Raw genomic sequence first — 14,450 nt, forward strand, 5'->3', positions numbered from 1 at the left:
CGCTTTAGTGTGACAGATGGTGTCTGGCACGCTGTGGGTCTTTATTGTGTTGAAGGGAGTGGTGCTTCTTTTTTTAGGGAGATTGGAATTAGTATCAGGATGAGCATAGTTGTGATGATGTGGAAGAAGGAAGCTCCTGGGAAGAGATCAATGAATACTCCTCCGGTGTAGGGTCCTATTATACTTCCGATACTGAAAGCAATTCCGCACATAATGTTCCCGGCAGGCAAAAGGCTCTTTGGTAGTATATCGGTCATGTAAGAAATACCGAGCGAGAAGATCGATCCCACGAATATGCCTGAAAGTGTAAATAAGCCAAATAACCAAGCTACTGAATCTTCAAAGATTGAAGCTAGGAAAAAACAAACGATTCCAGCGAGGATTACACCAATAAGCACGTTTTTACGACCGATTTTATCACTAAGAATCCCTAAAGGGAGCTGTGAAAGAATACTTCCAACTGCAAACATAGGAATGATTAATGACAGCATACTCACTTCATGTCCAATGCGCATTCCGTACACGGGGAAGTTCCCGTGTAGGGTCGCTTCGAGAAAACCATAACCAAATGGAGGCAGGAACGCTACCCATGCTAATTTACCTGCTTGAAAGAAACGGGAAAAAGAGCTAGATGAAGAGGTGTAGCCCCCGTCATCTTCTGGATACTGATTGCGTACAAAAAGCATAAGAGACCAGACAATCACACTGAAACCGGCAGATAATAAGAAAGGTAAAGCGATGTGGATATCCACGAGCCTTGTCATTAGTGGACCAATTGCAAAGCCAGCACCAAAGAATAAGCCATATAATGCAATGTTTCGCCCACGACGTTCTTCTGCAGATGTTGTGGTGATCCAAGTCTGTGTCCCGAAATGGAGCATATGGTCTCCAATCCCGATCGTTACGCGTAATATAAACCAAAACCATAACGATTCCCAAAACGGAAAGAAAGCCATAGAGACAAAAACAAGCGCACCTCCGAGGAGGATCATTGGCTTAAAGCCAATTCGTTGCAAAGGCTTTTCCATAAAGGGAGAGGCAAGTAAAACGCCAATATATAAGCCGGTCGCATGAAGGCCATTTATCGAGGATGATACACCGTTTTGCTCTAAAATGACTGCAATTAACGGTAAGAGCATCCCTTGAGTGAAGCCTGAAATAGAAACTAAAAGTATTAATGCTGTAAAACGAAATCGTGTTGAAGCCATTATGTCGTCCTCCAAAACTTGTTCATCTGTTTATGCTACTAACGGTCATAGGAAATAGCAAGAGAAATCCTGCCATGTCTCTTGTTTCATAAGGGACCTTGTGGCAAAGTAATGAAGGGTTAATGTAAGCAGATTACGTTATCAATCCACTAATATCGGTTACACTATATGTAACAAGAAATCTTACTGAGATTTGAAAAGGAGTGAAGCTTAATGCCACAGCTACAGTTTTATTTGAAAAATGAAGGTGTTCGTACATCTACGGAATTTGGTCAACTTAATATTTCACCTGATGAGGAAAAAGGGTTTCGCCCATTTCAATTGATGGTATCTTCCATTGCAAGTTGCAGCCTTTCTGTTTATCGTCAGATTCTAGACAAACAACGTATTGAGTATGAAGATATTAAAGTGACAGCTGATATTACTCGTAATGAAGCTGAAGCGAATCGAATTGAGAAGATTCACTTACACTTCGTTGTTAAAGGTTCACACCTTGATGAAGATAAGCTTACAAAGAACTTAGAGTTATCTAGTAAGAACTGCTCAATGGTCCAATCCGTTAAAGGATGCATCGAGATTGAGGAAACAGTTGAAGCGATCGAGCTAGACTAATTTGGTATAAAAGGGGAAGAGCTTTGCTGCATAGGCAGTGAAGCTCTTTTTTTTGTGTATGAATTGAATCTCTGGATGCATACAAATTCCTGAGGACGTTCAAACTAAGCAAAAATCGAAAGGAAAGTGACCGATGAAAATAGATATGAAACAATTCCTTGCTCTTATTGTCGCTATCGTCCTACTTGTTCCGGGGTTTGTGAATGCAGCTGAAAAGAAGGGTCCTGATGAAAGCCAGGATGATAAAGGAAAGATTCCAAGTCATGTATTAAACATTTCAAAAGACAATACGTACCCTAATTCAACACAAGATCAAGTGACGTTAGAGCCAAGTGAACTAACGAGAGAGTTAATTGAAGGGTCAGAGGTAAAAATCGAGAACCCTCAGTTAATCAAGATGCTTAATGAAACAAATCTGAAACCGTCACCTGTAGCGATTGGGTATCGTGGCATGATCTACATGGGGCACTGGCCACTTCAATATGAATCAGAAGAAACTAGTATCAATTGGCAATACCAAAAGATTAATCAAAACCAGTTAAACAACCTTGGTGGTAAAGAGACACAAAAGCTTAATTATAATCAAGAGGCTGAGAAGCATATCAAAGGTGGCTTAACAGCTAAGATTGAAAAAACAGAAGATATCAAAAAGATGATGCTACTTGAGGCGCAGGAGAATACAGATTTACCCCTATCATTCCATACGGTATTTGGTAAAGGGACAAAGAAAGATAACTCCTACGGTATACCGCCTAAAAAGATCGGAACATTAAGCGCTTTTGCACCAGCCGTAAATGAAAAAGGGAAAGTTACATTTGGAGAAGTATATATCGAACTAAAAGGTTCAAAAAAATACCTCGTTGTAAAAAACGTAACCAAACAAGGAATTGGTGCCTGGATCCCAATCCAAGACCACATCTCCTTCAACTTCAACATCCAATAACACTTTAGCCAAACAAAGCGTGCCAGACACCGTTTAGGGATTTAGAGTGCTAAAGGGTGTCTGGCACACGGTGGTCCTTTACAGCAATAAAGAATGCCTGTCCCTCAAGAGGGCAGGCATTTTATTGATTCTGTTCATTTGATGGCGGAGATGGAAGGTCAATATGCTGTAGTGACATTTGAACACCAGAGTCAAACAGTTTTTCAGCGATCATCCTCCTGGCTTCTTTCGCAGCGGTCCAGTACACGAGGTCTTCGGTTAATCCAACAATGGTGTATTCATATCCTCTGTGATCTTTGTTTAAGGAGGTCATGCCGTACACTTGGAATGGTTGAATTGGTTTTTTCGTTAAGTCTTTCTTAAGGTATTGATCAAGTTCTTCATTAAGTTGTTCACAAGTTTCCTCTAATAGCGTAAATATACGTTTTGGATCCTCAGTGAAGCTAACAGTGATCGCTTCGATGACGCGCATATGATCGATGTTATAGTTTTGAATCGAAGTTACTTGCCCATTACTAATGGTCAGGAGCTTCCCGCTCCACTGCCGTACTTTAAGGAAGCGTAGCCCAATATCTTCTACAGTCCCAATGAACTTGTCGTTAATAGAGACGAAATCGCCTTTATGAAGCTGCTTTTCGTAAATAAAGAAGATACCCGATAAAATGTCCTTAATAAGACTTTGTGCACCGAAGCCAAGAATAATACCGATGACACCAGCCCCGGCAAGGATGCTTCCGACCTGTACACCATATACAGAAAGAATATAAATAATGATTCCAATCGTAGCTGTGTAAGAAACAATGGAGTTAATCATCGATTCAAGCGTCTTTTCTTTTCGTTCTTCTATGAAAGAAGTACGATAAAAGAAAGATCGAATAGAACGCCTGATGAAGCGAATTCCTATAAAAACGACGAGAATCGCAACTATGACTTGAACGATTTTATATTCGAATATTTGAATGAAAACTCCGTACCAGTCTTGCAATTTGTTTATCCATTCCATATCGACACCTCCGTCGTGCTGTATGTTGGCTATATTATAGCATGAACGGAAGTGCGGCTCTATAAACACGCGGCGTCATTAGACAAATTACGACTTTTCTAATAGGATAGAGCTACATGACTTCAATTAAAAAGGAGCACATCCATGAGTAACGAAGCTAAAATTGATGAACTGAAATTACGTCTAAACACGTTTATGACGAAAGTTGATGAGTTGGATCCAGAGAAAACATCTGTTGAAGATGTGGATCGTTTAATTAAAATGCTAGAAGATTTAGAAGAACGTTTTTAATGAAAAGACACCTTTAGGGGTGTCTTTTTTTATATTTATATAGGTAATCACAAGTAAGAGAAATGGTTCGAGTAGTAAATACGGATTGGGGTTTATAAATCGATATGACAACTTTTATAGGAAATTACTTTTTGTTTTAACTTTTCTATAAATTCTTCATTTTTAAACATTTAGAATGGTAAAAATTCCATTTTTATATTAAGATGATAACTAAGATAGTCACAGAGAATCATTGACAATACAGAAATGTGAAAAAGGACACCTTAGAAAAGAACCTCAGTAAGCACCAAGAATTCTGGCATCTTACTACGAAACGATCAGATGTGAATTCAATCTTCTATATAAGGGGATTAGCATATGCGAAATGAAGAAACTGGTCCGATCTGTTCTTCTGAGCAATTAGAGTCGGTTCGACAGTTAGTAGGCCCCGACGAGCCTGCGCTGTTTACCGTGTTGCAACAGTTAACGAAGGAATATGATGAGGTTACGACCATACGCCTAATGAGAGAATTTTGTTTTCTATGCCAAACTGATGAAAATATGCGAGTGGGTCTAGAGTATTTGTATATGAATGGACTTCTAGATGAGGTGCAAGACCTCGTTAAAATCAACGAGAATTCAGAGAACCAAGTTAATCGCGAATGGGCATTTCTCTATCAATTCTTTTTAGATCGAAAATTGAGGGGAGCTGAAATTGCTGATCTTGATACATTTATTTCAAAATTCCAATCTTCTGATCCTGAATTAGAGTGCTTGGTAATGTTTACTGTATTTTATGCTCATTGTGATAAGTTAAACTTTGCCTATACCAAAGGGCATAGAAGTGAACTGACTCAGAAAATGCTTGAGATTGAGAGTACATTACTTAGACTATATTTCCAGTATAGAGAAAATGAAATGTTGTTTGTAATTCATTGGAGGAATAATGAAGTAGAAATGGCACGCCATTATGGTGAGAATCTGCTAGAAAATACCCTTATTAATTACGAGAAAAAATGTTATGTGTTAGCTAATTTAGCTGAAACTTATATATATGATGATTTTAAAATGGCAATTAATTATATGGACCAAGCTGTTAAGATTGCAGAAGAATACAATATTACTTACTACCTGGATTTATTTAGAAAAGAGATAATACCTTTTATCCATGCGGTGAACGGAAAGTGTGAAGGCATTGAAACAACTGATATCCCTGAAGCTGCTCACCTAGCAGTAATGAAAGGGGAAAAGGAAAAAGCTATAGAATTATTAAGTGAACTTGAATCTCTATCTCCTTTCCAACTTTACTACCTAGGCTTAGCTAAAGATGATGAAAAATTATTATATGAGTCCTATAGGAGAATTATTGATGAAATAGGAGACTATTTCTTTGGTAGATTGCCGTTGAGAGAGTTACAAAAAAGGGGGTGGGATAATGTTGAAGAAAAAGCTTATCACATTAATTAGTGTATTAGCGTTAACTCTATCTTTGCAATTAGGAGTAGAACAAGATAAAAGTACTAATCAGTCATCTATAGAAACTACTTCAGTTGAAATTATGACTTTTAGTGACCCATACATCAAAGGTGTAGGAAAATAATACTCTATAGGAAGCATCCCAATGCTTCCTTTTTCTATGCCCTCCCATAACAACAAATATTCCCACCTCCCTTTTTTTAATCAAGAGGGTTGATTTTTTTACGTTAGTCCTTTACCATATTAAATTGTTAACGAACTAATACAATAACGTAAAAATACAAATTTCTTGAAAACTATAGGAGGGTATTAAAATATGCTAGCTTGGTCAGTTGTCGTATCTGTTCTTGTTATGACGGTTTTAAGCTTGTTGCGCGTCAACGTTATCATTGCCATATTAGCTGCAGGGCTTACAGGCGGGCTTATGACTGGTGCGAGTTTGACAGATACGCTAGATATGATTATTAACGGTATGGGTAATCAAGCGCAAGTTGCCCTAAGTTATATATTATTAGGTGCCTTTGCTGTTACGATTGCTTATTCAGGTATTACAGGCATTCTGGTCCAAAATTTATTAAAGGTGATGAAGGGGAAACGAGTAGCGCTTCTATTCGTTATTGCAGGTGTTGCTTCTTTATCCCAAAACGTGATCCCGGTTCATATTGCATTTATTCCAATTCTTATACCACCGCTTTTAAAACTGTTTAACGAAATGAAAATAGACCGTCGCGGTGTTGCCACAGCTTTAACATTTGGGTTGAAAGCACCTTACCTTATGATTCCTGCTGGTTTCGGGCTTATCTTCCATCAGACTATTCAAGACTCTATGAAAGAAAATGGAGTGACCGTTTCAGTGCCTGAAATTGCTCAGTCGATGCTGATTCCTGGTTTAGGAATGGTTGTTGGTCTGCTTATTGCGGTCTTGTTCACGTATCGTAAACCACGTGACCCTGAGGATGTTATTCAGGTTGACTCTGAAAAAGCTGAAGTAGCTGCTTCAGAAGAAAAAGTAGAAACCTTTGGTCGTAAGCATGTATTAACGATTGTTGCCATTATTGTTGCCCTTGGTATTCAGTGGTATACAGGTAGTATGGTGTTCGGAGCACTTGCTGGACTTGTTTCGATGTTTGCTTTCCGTATTGTACCGTTCAAGAGAGGCGATCAAGTTGTTTCAGAAGGTATTGGGATGATGGGGACAATTGCCTTTGTTATGCTCATTGCTTCTGGCTTTGCTAATGTTATTCAGACAACTGGTGCAGTTGACGCACTTGTTGAACAAACATCTGGTCAACTTGGTGATAACAAGATGGTCATTGCGTTCCTTCTCCTTGTCGTTGGTCTTGTAATCACAATGGGGATTGGCTCATCCTTTGGTACAATTCCGATTTTAGCAGCTCTTTATGTACCAATTTGTGTATCAGTAGGCTTCTCTCCACTTGCTACTGTAGCGCTTATCGGTACAGCAGGAGCACTTGGCGATGCGGGTTCACCTGCATCTGACAGTACACTTGGCCCAACATCAGGCTTAAACGCTGATGGTCGCCACAACCACATTTGGGACACCTGCGTTCCGACCTTCTTACACTACAACATTCCATTGTTTGTGTTCGGTTGGGTCGCAGCGATTATCTTATAAATAAATCGATTGTTCCACCATCCTGCCCCACCACACCGGGGCAGGCTTTTTTATGTCTTTAAACCACTAAAGGGTGTCAGACACCCTTCATTACGTTAAAGCCTCGCAGGGTGTCAGACACGCTGCACTACGGTGGAGCGGTGAAGGATGGGTGATGTATATTTTGGTGGTTGTGATGAAGACTAATGTAAAAAGGTGGTGTGTGCTTGTGAGGATTTGGTTGCTTATTAGTATGGTGGCGGGGAGTTTACTCTATGCGCCAAATGTGAGTGCTCACGGAAGCTATGGGTGGGGATTCAGTAAGGTGGGAGAAGGACAGCCTCCTGATGTTGGTGTATACGGACCGCTTTTAGAGAAATATGGCGGCTATTATATGGACCATACTGATGAAAAAGTCGTGTATTTAACGTTTGATAATGGATACGAGCAAGGATACACAGGGCGGATTCTAGATGTATTAAAAAAGAAAGAAGTTCCGGCAACGTTCTTTGTAACCGGGCACTATGTGAATAGCGCATCTGATCTTGTGAAGCGAATGGTTAAAGAAGGGCATATTATTGGTAACCACTCCTGGAATCATCCAGATTTCTCAAGGTCCTCTTCTGATAAGATTCAAAAAGAATTAGACAGGGTTGAGGATGCTGTTGCGAAGCTTACAGATCAGGAATCCATGCAATATCTACGCCCTCCTAGAGGAACCTTTAGTGAGAGAAGTTTAGCTGAAACAGAAAGAATGGGTTACATTACAATGTTTTGGTCTTTAGCTTTTGTGGATTGGTACACGGACGGTCAAAAAGGGTGGGAATATGCATATAAAAGTGTTGTAAAACAAGTCCATCCAGGCGCAATTATACTGCTTCACACTGTTTCAGAGGATAACGCACTTGCTCTTGAACATATGATCGATGAACTTCGAAAAAGAGGCTACACGTTTAAGAGTCTTGATGATTTAGTCTTGAAAGATCTATTGCCAAACCCATTGCAGTCATTATCTGAGCAATAAGAAATAGCGAGACCTCGCCTTTGGAGGACTCGCTATTTTCGTAATGTAATGCAGTTGTAGTGCGTTTCGACTTCAACCAAATTAAATTGATTCAACTTTTGGTCGTTTTGGAAAAATGTTTTCTCAGGAAACCATTTTGAAGAAACGTCCTGTACAGACCATTGATTATTAATGTGCCACTTTGTTTCTTCCCATTCCTCGTACCATTCCTCAGGGAAAAAGGAAGCGGTCTCGGAATTTTCGTTAGAGGAAAGGATTTTTTCGCAAACTATAAGTAAGGTTCCGTGTTCAGTAAGGACACGGCTTGCTTCACTCAAAACTTTTGGACGGTCAAATAAATGCCAAACCCCAAAGGCTATAACGACATCGAAACTGTCCCTTTCAAAAGGCAAGTGTTCAGCATCGCCTTTACGGTAAGTGATGTTTGGGTTTCGGCTTTTAGCATCAGTAAGTTTCTTAGTAGAACGGTCAAGTCCTGTGACGTGGGCTTCGTGATGAAAGAGAGCATTTGTGAAAGCACCATCTCCGCAGCCTAAGGTTAATACATTTCTCCTATAGAGTGTCGTGCCCTGGTCTTCACATTTTTGAAAGAAGTAGTCAAACTTATGTGAGGCTTCATGTTGGGAATCAACCGCCCCAATTTGCTCGGAGCTCATTAGATCAACTCCTTACTGGCTGACATGGTTGGTCGTGCTCATGCATAACCAATGTTCATCTGGGTCTTGAAAATAAAAGATTTTTCCACTTTCGGCTTCTTCGATTTCTGTAACGGACAGATTCACTTCATGGAAGAAGTGGTAACAGGCATGAATGTCTGTTGTATAAAAATCTATGACAGGATTATGCTGGATATTCGCGTTGGAATTGGAGAAATGTAAAGGAGATACCGAATTTGTCTCCGTTAATTTTATCGTTGCTGTTCCTTTTTCTCCAAAGGAAAGGTAGCGGGCATGGTCTTGTTCCTCTACCGTGTGTAGCCCGAGGATTTCAGTGTAAAACTCCTGAGACTTTTCTAAATTTGAAACGGGTACTTCGATGGTTGCAATTTTTACGATTAATTTATCATCCATGATCTTCACCTCTTCATTTTTGTTTGCAAACTATTATTTTTCTCTTCCTTTTTTGTACGTCTGATAAACAAGAAAACCATATCAAGTTACATGTAGAACGTTTTAGGGTAGCGTTAAAAGACATTCAGAAAATGAAGCGTTTAAGAAAGGGAGGGGCTTGATTTGTCGACACGTTACGCTTGGCAGGAACATGTTTATTTAGATACGTTTTATGACTTTGACTACACATTGTTACGTTTTAGTCTCGATCCGTTGAGTAAATTAAATCGGGAAGAAAGGTGGGTGCAAATCCCGGTTCAAATCGGTTCGGAACAGCATGTGGTTCAAGTAGAAGGGACTGGTACAAGAGAAGAGCCGGCTTTTGTTATAAAAGGGGATTCAGTAGAGAGGAAAGAAGAACTGCTTCACCACATGCACGACTTATTTCAGTGGGATGTGAATCTTGAAGACGTTCATGAGCATTTTCTCCATACGAACCTTGACCAGTTGTTTAAGGATCACCCTGCCACACCGATTGTTAAGGATTATCACCCGTATGATTGTTTGATGAAAACGATTATTCATCAACAGCTCAATATGAAGTTTGCTTACACATTGAGTACTCGTTTTGTTCAGACATACGGTAATCAAATAGATGGCGTTTGGTTTTATCCAACACCTGAGCGCGTAGCATCGATTCCTTATGAAGAGCTTCGTGCCTTGCAATTTAGCCAACGAAAAGCTGAGTATGTAATCGATACATCTCAAAAGATGGTTAATGGGGAGCTGAACTTGCAAGAACTCACTACCTTAGATAACGAAGAAGTTATGAAGAAACTCACCAAAATTCGTGGGATTGGACCTTGGACGGTAGAGAATTGGCTCTTATTCGGGGCAGGACGAGCCAATTTCTTACCAAAGGCGGATATTGGTATCCAAAACGCTTTAAAGCATTACTTTGGATTTGAATCGAAGCCTAAGCAAGATGATATTGAAGCTATGAGTAGCGGTTGGAGTCCGTATAAGAGTTATGCATCTCTGACTCTTTGGAGAAGTATAGAAGGGTGAAGAAGTCTGGTCATGTTAAATGACCAGACTTTTTTTATTTGAATCAAATTAAATGTGGATCATGGAAAGTGGGCATGTTTGTTGTTCCAGAGCATACATTTTTCTATATGTCTTTTATCACATATACGATCAATTGAGTAAGGAGAGGAAAAATGAATGTACTCCATATCGCCTCAGAGTGTGTGCCGTTTTGTAAAACGAATGATTTAGCTGATGCGCTAGGTTCCTTACCAAGGGCTCTTCAGGAACAAAACGTTAAGGTCAGCGTTATACTGCCTTTATATAAAGCGATTCCTTCTCATTTTAGAGCCTTGATGACAACTAAAACAGTATGCTCGTTGCATTTGGGGTGGAGAGAGAAGGTTTGTTATTTAAAAGAAGCGGAGTTTGATGGACTAAGATATTATTTTATAGAACAAGAAGAGTATTTTGGGAAAGAGGAGGTCTATGGTGACCCTCGCTCTTTTCATGAAGCGGAGCGTTTTGCTTTCTTCTGTAAAGCCGTTCTAGAAGTTCTTCCAAAACTCCGTGATAAGCCAGATGTGTTGCATGCGCATGACTGGCGCGCAGCATTTATTCCTTATTTGTTAAAAGAAGACTATAACCATAACCCTTATTATGCCTCTATAAAAACCATGTTCACGATCTATCAATTGAATCAACAAGCAGTCTATACGGCCGGAACCTTTAAGGATCTGCTCAGTATAAATGAAGATACTTGTGAGTATTATGGCAAGGTCAACCTCATGAAGGGAGCTTTGATACATGCGGATCTACTTACAACGGTAAGTAAGACCTATGCGGATGAAATTCTCACCCCCTATCACGGGGAAGGTCTCGATGGGGTGTTACGGGAACAACAATCTAAACTTGTTGGAATCTGTAATGGGATAGATCTCTCTGTTTATGACCCCTATACAGATCCTTCACTCGTCTGTCATCCCCCACTGAAAGAGTGGAAGGCTGTGAATAAAAGGGCTCTCCAACAACTCCTATCATTGGCGGTAAGAGAAGTACCTATTCTTATTATGGTTTCTCCAGTTGGATATTCAAGAGGAATAGAAATCTTCTTACCTGTCATAGAAGAATTATTGGATGAAGAAGTACAAGTTCTGATTATTGGAAAAGAAAGTGAGGGCATTGAGCACCGTTTGAAAGAATGGCAGGACGTGTATAAGGAAAAGCTTTTCGTTCATAGTGGATGGGACGAGGAGTTAGTTAGGCAGGTGTACGCTGCGGCCGATCTATCGTTAATCCCTTCTAAATGTGAACCAGGAGGAGCAAGGGCATCTATGGCTTTTCAATATGAGGTGGTCCCTGTGGCGAGAGAAACAGGTGGGCTAAAAGATACGGTTACGAGTTTTAATGAATTTACAGGAGAAGGGAACGGGTTTAGTTTTGCTCCTTATCAAGCTCACGACTTGCTTTTCACTGTGCGACGAGCTCTTCACTTTTATAGAGACCCGTTACTTTGGTGGCGTATTGTGCAAAATATCAAATCTGTAGACTACGGCTGGAATGAACCATCTAAATCGTACGTAAATTTATATAAAACGCTTCTTTCATACACTGATCAGGAGGTTCGATTATAATGTTTCGAAACGTAGATGCTTTTAAAGAGGCTTACCTAGAAAGGCTAGTGAATATGCATGGGAAAGGTGTGGAGGAAACGACTCCATCAGACCAGTATGCAACGCTTGGAGCAATGGTTCGGGAATATGTTAGTCGAAATTGGATTACCACGAATGATCAGTACCGGGATAAGGGAGAGAAACAAGTCTACTATTTGTCCATGGAGTTTCTTTTAGGGAAATTGTTGAAGAGTAATTTGATGAACCTAGGAATACGTGAATTGTGCGAGCAGGGATTGGACGAATTGGGGATCGATTTGGACAGGATCGAAGAACAAGAACCTGATGCTGGTCTTGGAAATGGTGGGTTAGGACGTCTTGCAGCTGATTTCCTTGATTCAATGGCTTCTCTTCGTCTTCCTGGGCATGGGTGTGGAATTCGTTACAAGTACGGATTGTTTGAGCAGAAGATCATAGATGGTTATCAAGTAGAAATCCCTGATTATTGGCTGAGGGAAGGGAATGTGTGGGAGCTTAGGAAATCAGATAAAGCTGTTGAGGTCCGATTCGGGGGACGGGTAACGTCGTATGAAAAGGATGATCAACTAACGTTTGTGCACGAAGATTATGAACCTGTATTGGCCGTTCCATACGATATGCCGATTGTCGGGTATCGGAATCAAACAGTGAACTCTCTCCGCTTGTGGAGTGCTGAGTCTGCTATAAAGGACTTTGATTTCAATCAAATGAATGATCACAATTACCATCGTCTTATTGAATATAAGAAGGCAACTGAAGCGATATCAGAATTCCTGTATCCGGATGATTCAACAGAAGATGGGAAGCGGCTTCGGTTGAAACAACAATACTTTTTGGTATCAGCCAACCTGCAAAGTATTCTGTGTCGGTTTAAACGAATGAATCACGACTTGTCGGAGCTTCCGAATAAAGTAGCGATTCATACCAATGATACTCATCCTGTGCTTGCGATTCCTGAGTTGATGCGTCTGTTAATGGATCAAGAAGGGTTAGGTTGGGATGAGGCGTGGTCGATTACGAAGAAGACGATTTCCTACACCAATCATACACTAATGGCAGAGGCGTTAGAGCGATGGTCCGTTGATTTAATGCAAGCGCTGCTTCCAAGAATTTATATGATTATAGATGAGATCAATGAGCGTTTCTGTAAGACGCTATGGGAAACCTACCCTGGTCAATGGGAGAAGATTCACCACATGGCGATCATTGCTGATGGGTATGTGAATATGGCCAATTTAGCTGTTGTAGGAAGCTATAGCGTCAATGGTGTTTCGAAGCTTCATAGCAACATTCTTAAGAAGGAATTGATGAAGCCTTTCTATGAGTGGGAACCACATAAGTTTAATAACAAGACTAATGGCATCACTCACAGACGTTGGCTAATGTATGCGAACCCTGACCTAACATCAGTCATCACGGAAGCGATTGGGTCAACATGGTTGAAGAACCCGAGTGACCTGATGAATTTGCAACCCTTAACGAATGATCCATCTCTTCAACAAGCCAGCGCTTACGTGAAACGTCACAATAAAGAAAGGCTATCCAATCACATTGCGGATCAATACGGGATCTCTGTGGACCCTGACTCTATATTTGACGTACAAATTAAACGTATGCACGCTTACAAACGTCAGCTGTTGAATGTATTTCATATTATGGATCTTTATCGCAGGATAAAGGAAAATCCAAAGAGCAGAATTACCCCGCGCACGTTTATATTCGGTGGTAAAGCCGCTCCGAGCTATCATTTAGCCAAAAGTGTCGTGAAGCTGATCCATACGATTGCAGATGTTATTAACAATGATAAATCAATTAATGATCAGATAAAAGTTGTTTTTATTCGGAACTATGGGGTGTCAGATTCAGAACGAATCATCCCGGCTTCAGACATTAGTGAACAAATTTCAACGGCAAGTAAAGAAGCATCAGGAACTGGAAATATGAAATTTATGATGAATGGTGCTGTTACAATTGGTACACATGACGGAGCTAATATTGAAATGGCAGAAGCGGTAGGGGAGGAGAATATCTTCTTATTTGGCCTTAAGCCGAATGAAGTTCTCTCCTATTATGAGAATGGTGGTTATCACGCCCGCGAAATGTATAATCAAGATCCCCGGTTGAAGCAAATTTTAGATCAACTGATGAATGGAACATTTGTAAAGGAAGACGTGGATTTTAAGTCCATTTATTACAGCTTAATTGATCACGATGAATTCTTCGTGCTGAAAGACTTTTCCGCCTATATTGATACTCAGCAGCGCATTGCCAAAGCGTATGTGGATCAAAAGGAGTGGAGGCGCATGAGTTTACACAACATCGCACACTCCGGCAAGTTCTCAAGTGATCGGACCATCCATGAGTATGCAAGTGGGATCTGGCAGCTTGAACCGGTGTTTATCTAATAGGTTATTTGTTCAAAGGGTGGCGCTACGCGTCATCCTTTTTGCCTCTTACTTTCGTAAAAAGACTTCTATTTTGTGAAAATTTATACGGAATATCTGTATTTATATATCTAGTATTTCTTTTTCTACCACACTACATACTTGTAAAATGAATCATTCTTTTGGAC

Annotated in this window: 14 protein-coding genes; 10 read left to right on the forward strand and 4 right to left on the reverse strand. The window is 40.2% G+C overall.

Annotated features, from left to right (window positions below; translation table 11 throughout):
* Positions 1–41 precede the first annotated feature (41 nt).
* Positions 42–1,208 (reverse strand): MFS transporter, encoded by a 1,167-nt coding sequence (locus tag IMZ31_RS02460; RefSeq protein WP_207529072.1) that lies wholly within the window; start codon positions 1,206–1,208, stop codon positions 42–44.
* 213 nt (positions 1,209–1,421) lie between these two features.
* On the opposite strand from IMZ31_RS02460, the gene IMZ31_RS02465 reads away from it, so the two are divergent.
* The gene (locus IMZ31_RS02465) at positions 1,422–1,820 is read left to right on the forward strand and encodes an OsmC family protein (protein ID WP_207529073.1); all 399 of its coding nucleotides are present in this window, start codon (positions 1,422–1,424) and stop codon (positions 1,818–1,820) included.
* Between the two features lie 133 nt (positions 1,821–1,953).
* Positions 1,954–2,763 carry a YfkD famly protein gene (locus tag IMZ31_RS02470; RefSeq protein ID WP_242705623.1) on the forward strand — a complete coding sequence of 270 codons (810 nt, stop codon included), beginning with the start codon at positions 1,954–1,956 and terminating at the stop codon, positions 2,761–2,763.
* A gap of 121 nt (positions 2,764–2,884) precedes the next feature.
* On the opposite strand, the gene IMZ31_RS02475 is transcribed toward IMZ31_RS02470, so the two are convergent.
* Positions 2,885–3,766 (reverse strand): mechanosensitive ion channel family protein, encoded by an 882-nt coding sequence (locus tag IMZ31_RS02475; protein ID WP_207529074.1) that lies wholly within the window; start codon positions 3,764–3,766, stop codon positions 2,885–2,887.
* A gap of 144 nt (positions 3,767–3,910) precedes the next feature.
* Between IMZ31_RS02475 and IMZ31_RS02480 the strand changes: the two genes are divergently transcribed.
* The 5 genes from IMZ31_RS02480 (at position 3,911) to pdaA (ending at position 8,151) form a co-directional block, all read left to right on the forward strand.
* Positions 3,911–4,057: an SE1561 family protein gene (locus IMZ31_RS02480; protein ID WP_188655004.1), complete on the forward strand. Its 147-nt coding sequence runs from the start codon at positions 3,911–3,913 to the stop codon at positions 4,055–4,057.
* Positions 4,058–4,414: 357 nt separating this feature from the next.
* Positions 4,415–5,503: an AimR family lysis-lysogeny pheromone receptor gene (locus IMZ31_RS02485; protein WP_207529075.1), complete on the forward strand. Its 1,089-nt coding sequence runs from the start codon at positions 4,415–4,417 to the stop codon at positions 5,501–5,503.
* On the forward strand, positions 5,472–5,636 hold the full coding sequence (locus IMZ31_RS02490) for a hypothetical protein (RefSeq protein ID WP_207529076.1): 165 nt from the start codon (positions 5,472–5,474) through the stop codon (positions 5,634–5,636). Before IMZ31_RS02485 ends, IMZ31_RS02490 begins: the two co-directional genes overlap by 32 nt.
* Before the next feature lie 192 nt (positions 5,637–5,828).
* Positions 5,829–7,148 carry a Na+/H+ antiporter family protein gene (locus tag IMZ31_RS02495; RefSeq protein ID WP_207529077.1) on the forward strand — a complete coding sequence of 440 codons (1,320 nt, stop codon included), beginning with the start codon at positions 5,829–5,831 and terminating at the stop codon, positions 7,146–7,148.
* Positions 7,149–7,362: 214 nt separating this feature from the next.
* Positions 7,363–8,151, forward strand: a complete 789-nt coding sequence (gene pdaA / locus IMZ31_RS02500) for a delta-lactam-biosynthetic de-N-acetylase (RefSeq protein WP_242705697.1) — start codon at positions 7,363–7,365, stop codon at positions 8,149–8,151.
* Positions 8,152–8,183: 32 nt separating this feature from the next.
* Here pdaA and IMZ31_RS02505 read toward each other — a convergent pair whose 3' ends face one another.
* Both IMZ31_RS02505 and IMZ31_RS02510 read right to left on the reverse strand, forming a co-directional pair.
* Positions 8,184–8,807 carry a class I SAM-dependent methyltransferase gene (locus tag IMZ31_RS02505; protein WP_207529079.1) on the reverse strand — a complete coding sequence of 208 codons (624 nt, stop codon included), beginning with the start codon at positions 8,805–8,807 and terminating at the stop codon, positions 8,184–8,186.
* Between the two features lie 12 nt (positions 8,808–8,819).
* Positions 8,820–9,221, reverse strand: coding sequence for a VOC family protein (locus tag IMZ31_RS02510; RefSeq protein WP_207529080.1), 402 nt, complete (start codon positions 9,219–9,221; stop codon positions 8,820–8,822).
* Positions 9,222–9,383: 162 nt separating this feature from the next.
* On the opposite strand from IMZ31_RS02510, the gene IMZ31_RS02515 reads away from it, so the two are divergent.
* The 3 genes from IMZ31_RS02515 to IMZ31_RS02525 all read left to right on the forward strand — a co-directional run bounded on the left by IMZ31_RS02515 (position 9,384) and on the right by IMZ31_RS02525 (position 14,283).
* Positions 9,384–10,268, forward strand: a complete 885-nt coding sequence (locus tag IMZ31_RS02515) for a DNA-3-methyladenine glycosylase family protein (protein WP_207529081.1) — start codon at positions 9,384–9,386, stop codon at positions 10,266–10,268.
* A 152-nt stretch (positions 10,269–10,420) separates the two neighbouring features.
* Positions 10,421–11,860 carry a glycogen synthase gene (locus IMZ31_RS02520; RefSeq protein WP_207529082.1) on the forward strand — a complete coding sequence of 480 codons (1,440 nt, stop codon included), beginning with the start codon at positions 10,421–10,423 and terminating at the stop codon, positions 11,858–11,860.
* Positions 11,860–14,283, forward strand: a complete 2,424-nt coding sequence (locus tag IMZ31_RS02525) for a glycogen/starch/alpha-glucan phosphorylase (RefSeq protein ID WP_207529083.1) — start codon at positions 11,860–11,862, stop codon at positions 14,281–14,283. The genes IMZ31_RS02520 and IMZ31_RS02525 overlap by 1 nt, the downstream gene beginning before the upstream one ends.
* The last annotated feature ends 167 nt before the right edge of the window (positions 14,284–14,450 follow it).

It is taken from the genome of Pontibacillus sp. ALD_SL1 (assembly GCF_017355605.1).

Coding starts and splice junctions, on each gene's coding strand:
- IMZ31_RS02460 (WP_207529072.1), bottom strand. CDS start 1,208: ATGGCTTCAACACGATTTCGTTTTACAGCATTAATACTTTTAGTTTCT.
- IMZ31_RS02465 (WP_207529073.1), top strand. CDS start 1,422: ATGCCACAGCTACAGTTTTATTTGAAAAATGAAGGTGTTCGTACATCT.
- IMZ31_RS02470 (WP_242705623.1), top strand. CDS start 1,954: ATGAAAATAGATATGAAACAATTCCTTGCTCTTATTGTCGCTATCGTC.
- IMZ31_RS02475 (WP_207529074.1), bottom strand. CDS start 3,766: ATGGAATGGATAAACAAATTGCAAGACTGGTACGGAGTTTTCATTCAA.
- IMZ31_RS02480 (WP_188655004.1), top strand. CDS start 3,911: ATGAGTAACGAAGCTAAAATTGATGAACTGAAATTACGTCTAAACACG.
- IMZ31_RS02485 (WP_207529075.1), top strand. CDS start 4,415: ATGCGAAATGAAGAAACTGGTCCGATCTGTTCTTCTGAGCAATTAGAG.
- IMZ31_RS02490 (WP_207529076.1), top strand. CDS start 5,472: ATGTTGAAGAAAAAGCTTATCACATTAATTAGTGTATTAGCGTTAACT.
- IMZ31_RS02495 (WP_207529077.1), top strand. CDS start 5,829: ATGCTAGCTTGGTCAGTTGTCGTATCTGTTCTTGTTATGACGGTTTTA.
- IMZ31_RS02505 (WP_207529079.1), bottom strand. CDS start 8,807: ATGAGCTCCGAGCAAATTGGGGCGGTTGATTCCCAACATGAAGCCTCA.
- IMZ31_RS02510 (WP_207529080.1), bottom strand. CDS start 9,221: ATGGATGATAAATTAATCGTAAAAATTGCAACCATCGAAGTACCCGTT.
- IMZ31_RS02520 (WP_207529082.1), top strand. CDS start 10,421: ATGAATGTACTCCATATCGCCTCAGAGTGTGTGCCGTTTTGTAAAACG.
- IMZ31_RS02525 (WP_207529083.1), top strand. CDS start 11,860: ATGTTTCGAAACGTAGATGCTTTTAAAGAGGCTTACCTAGAAAGGCTA.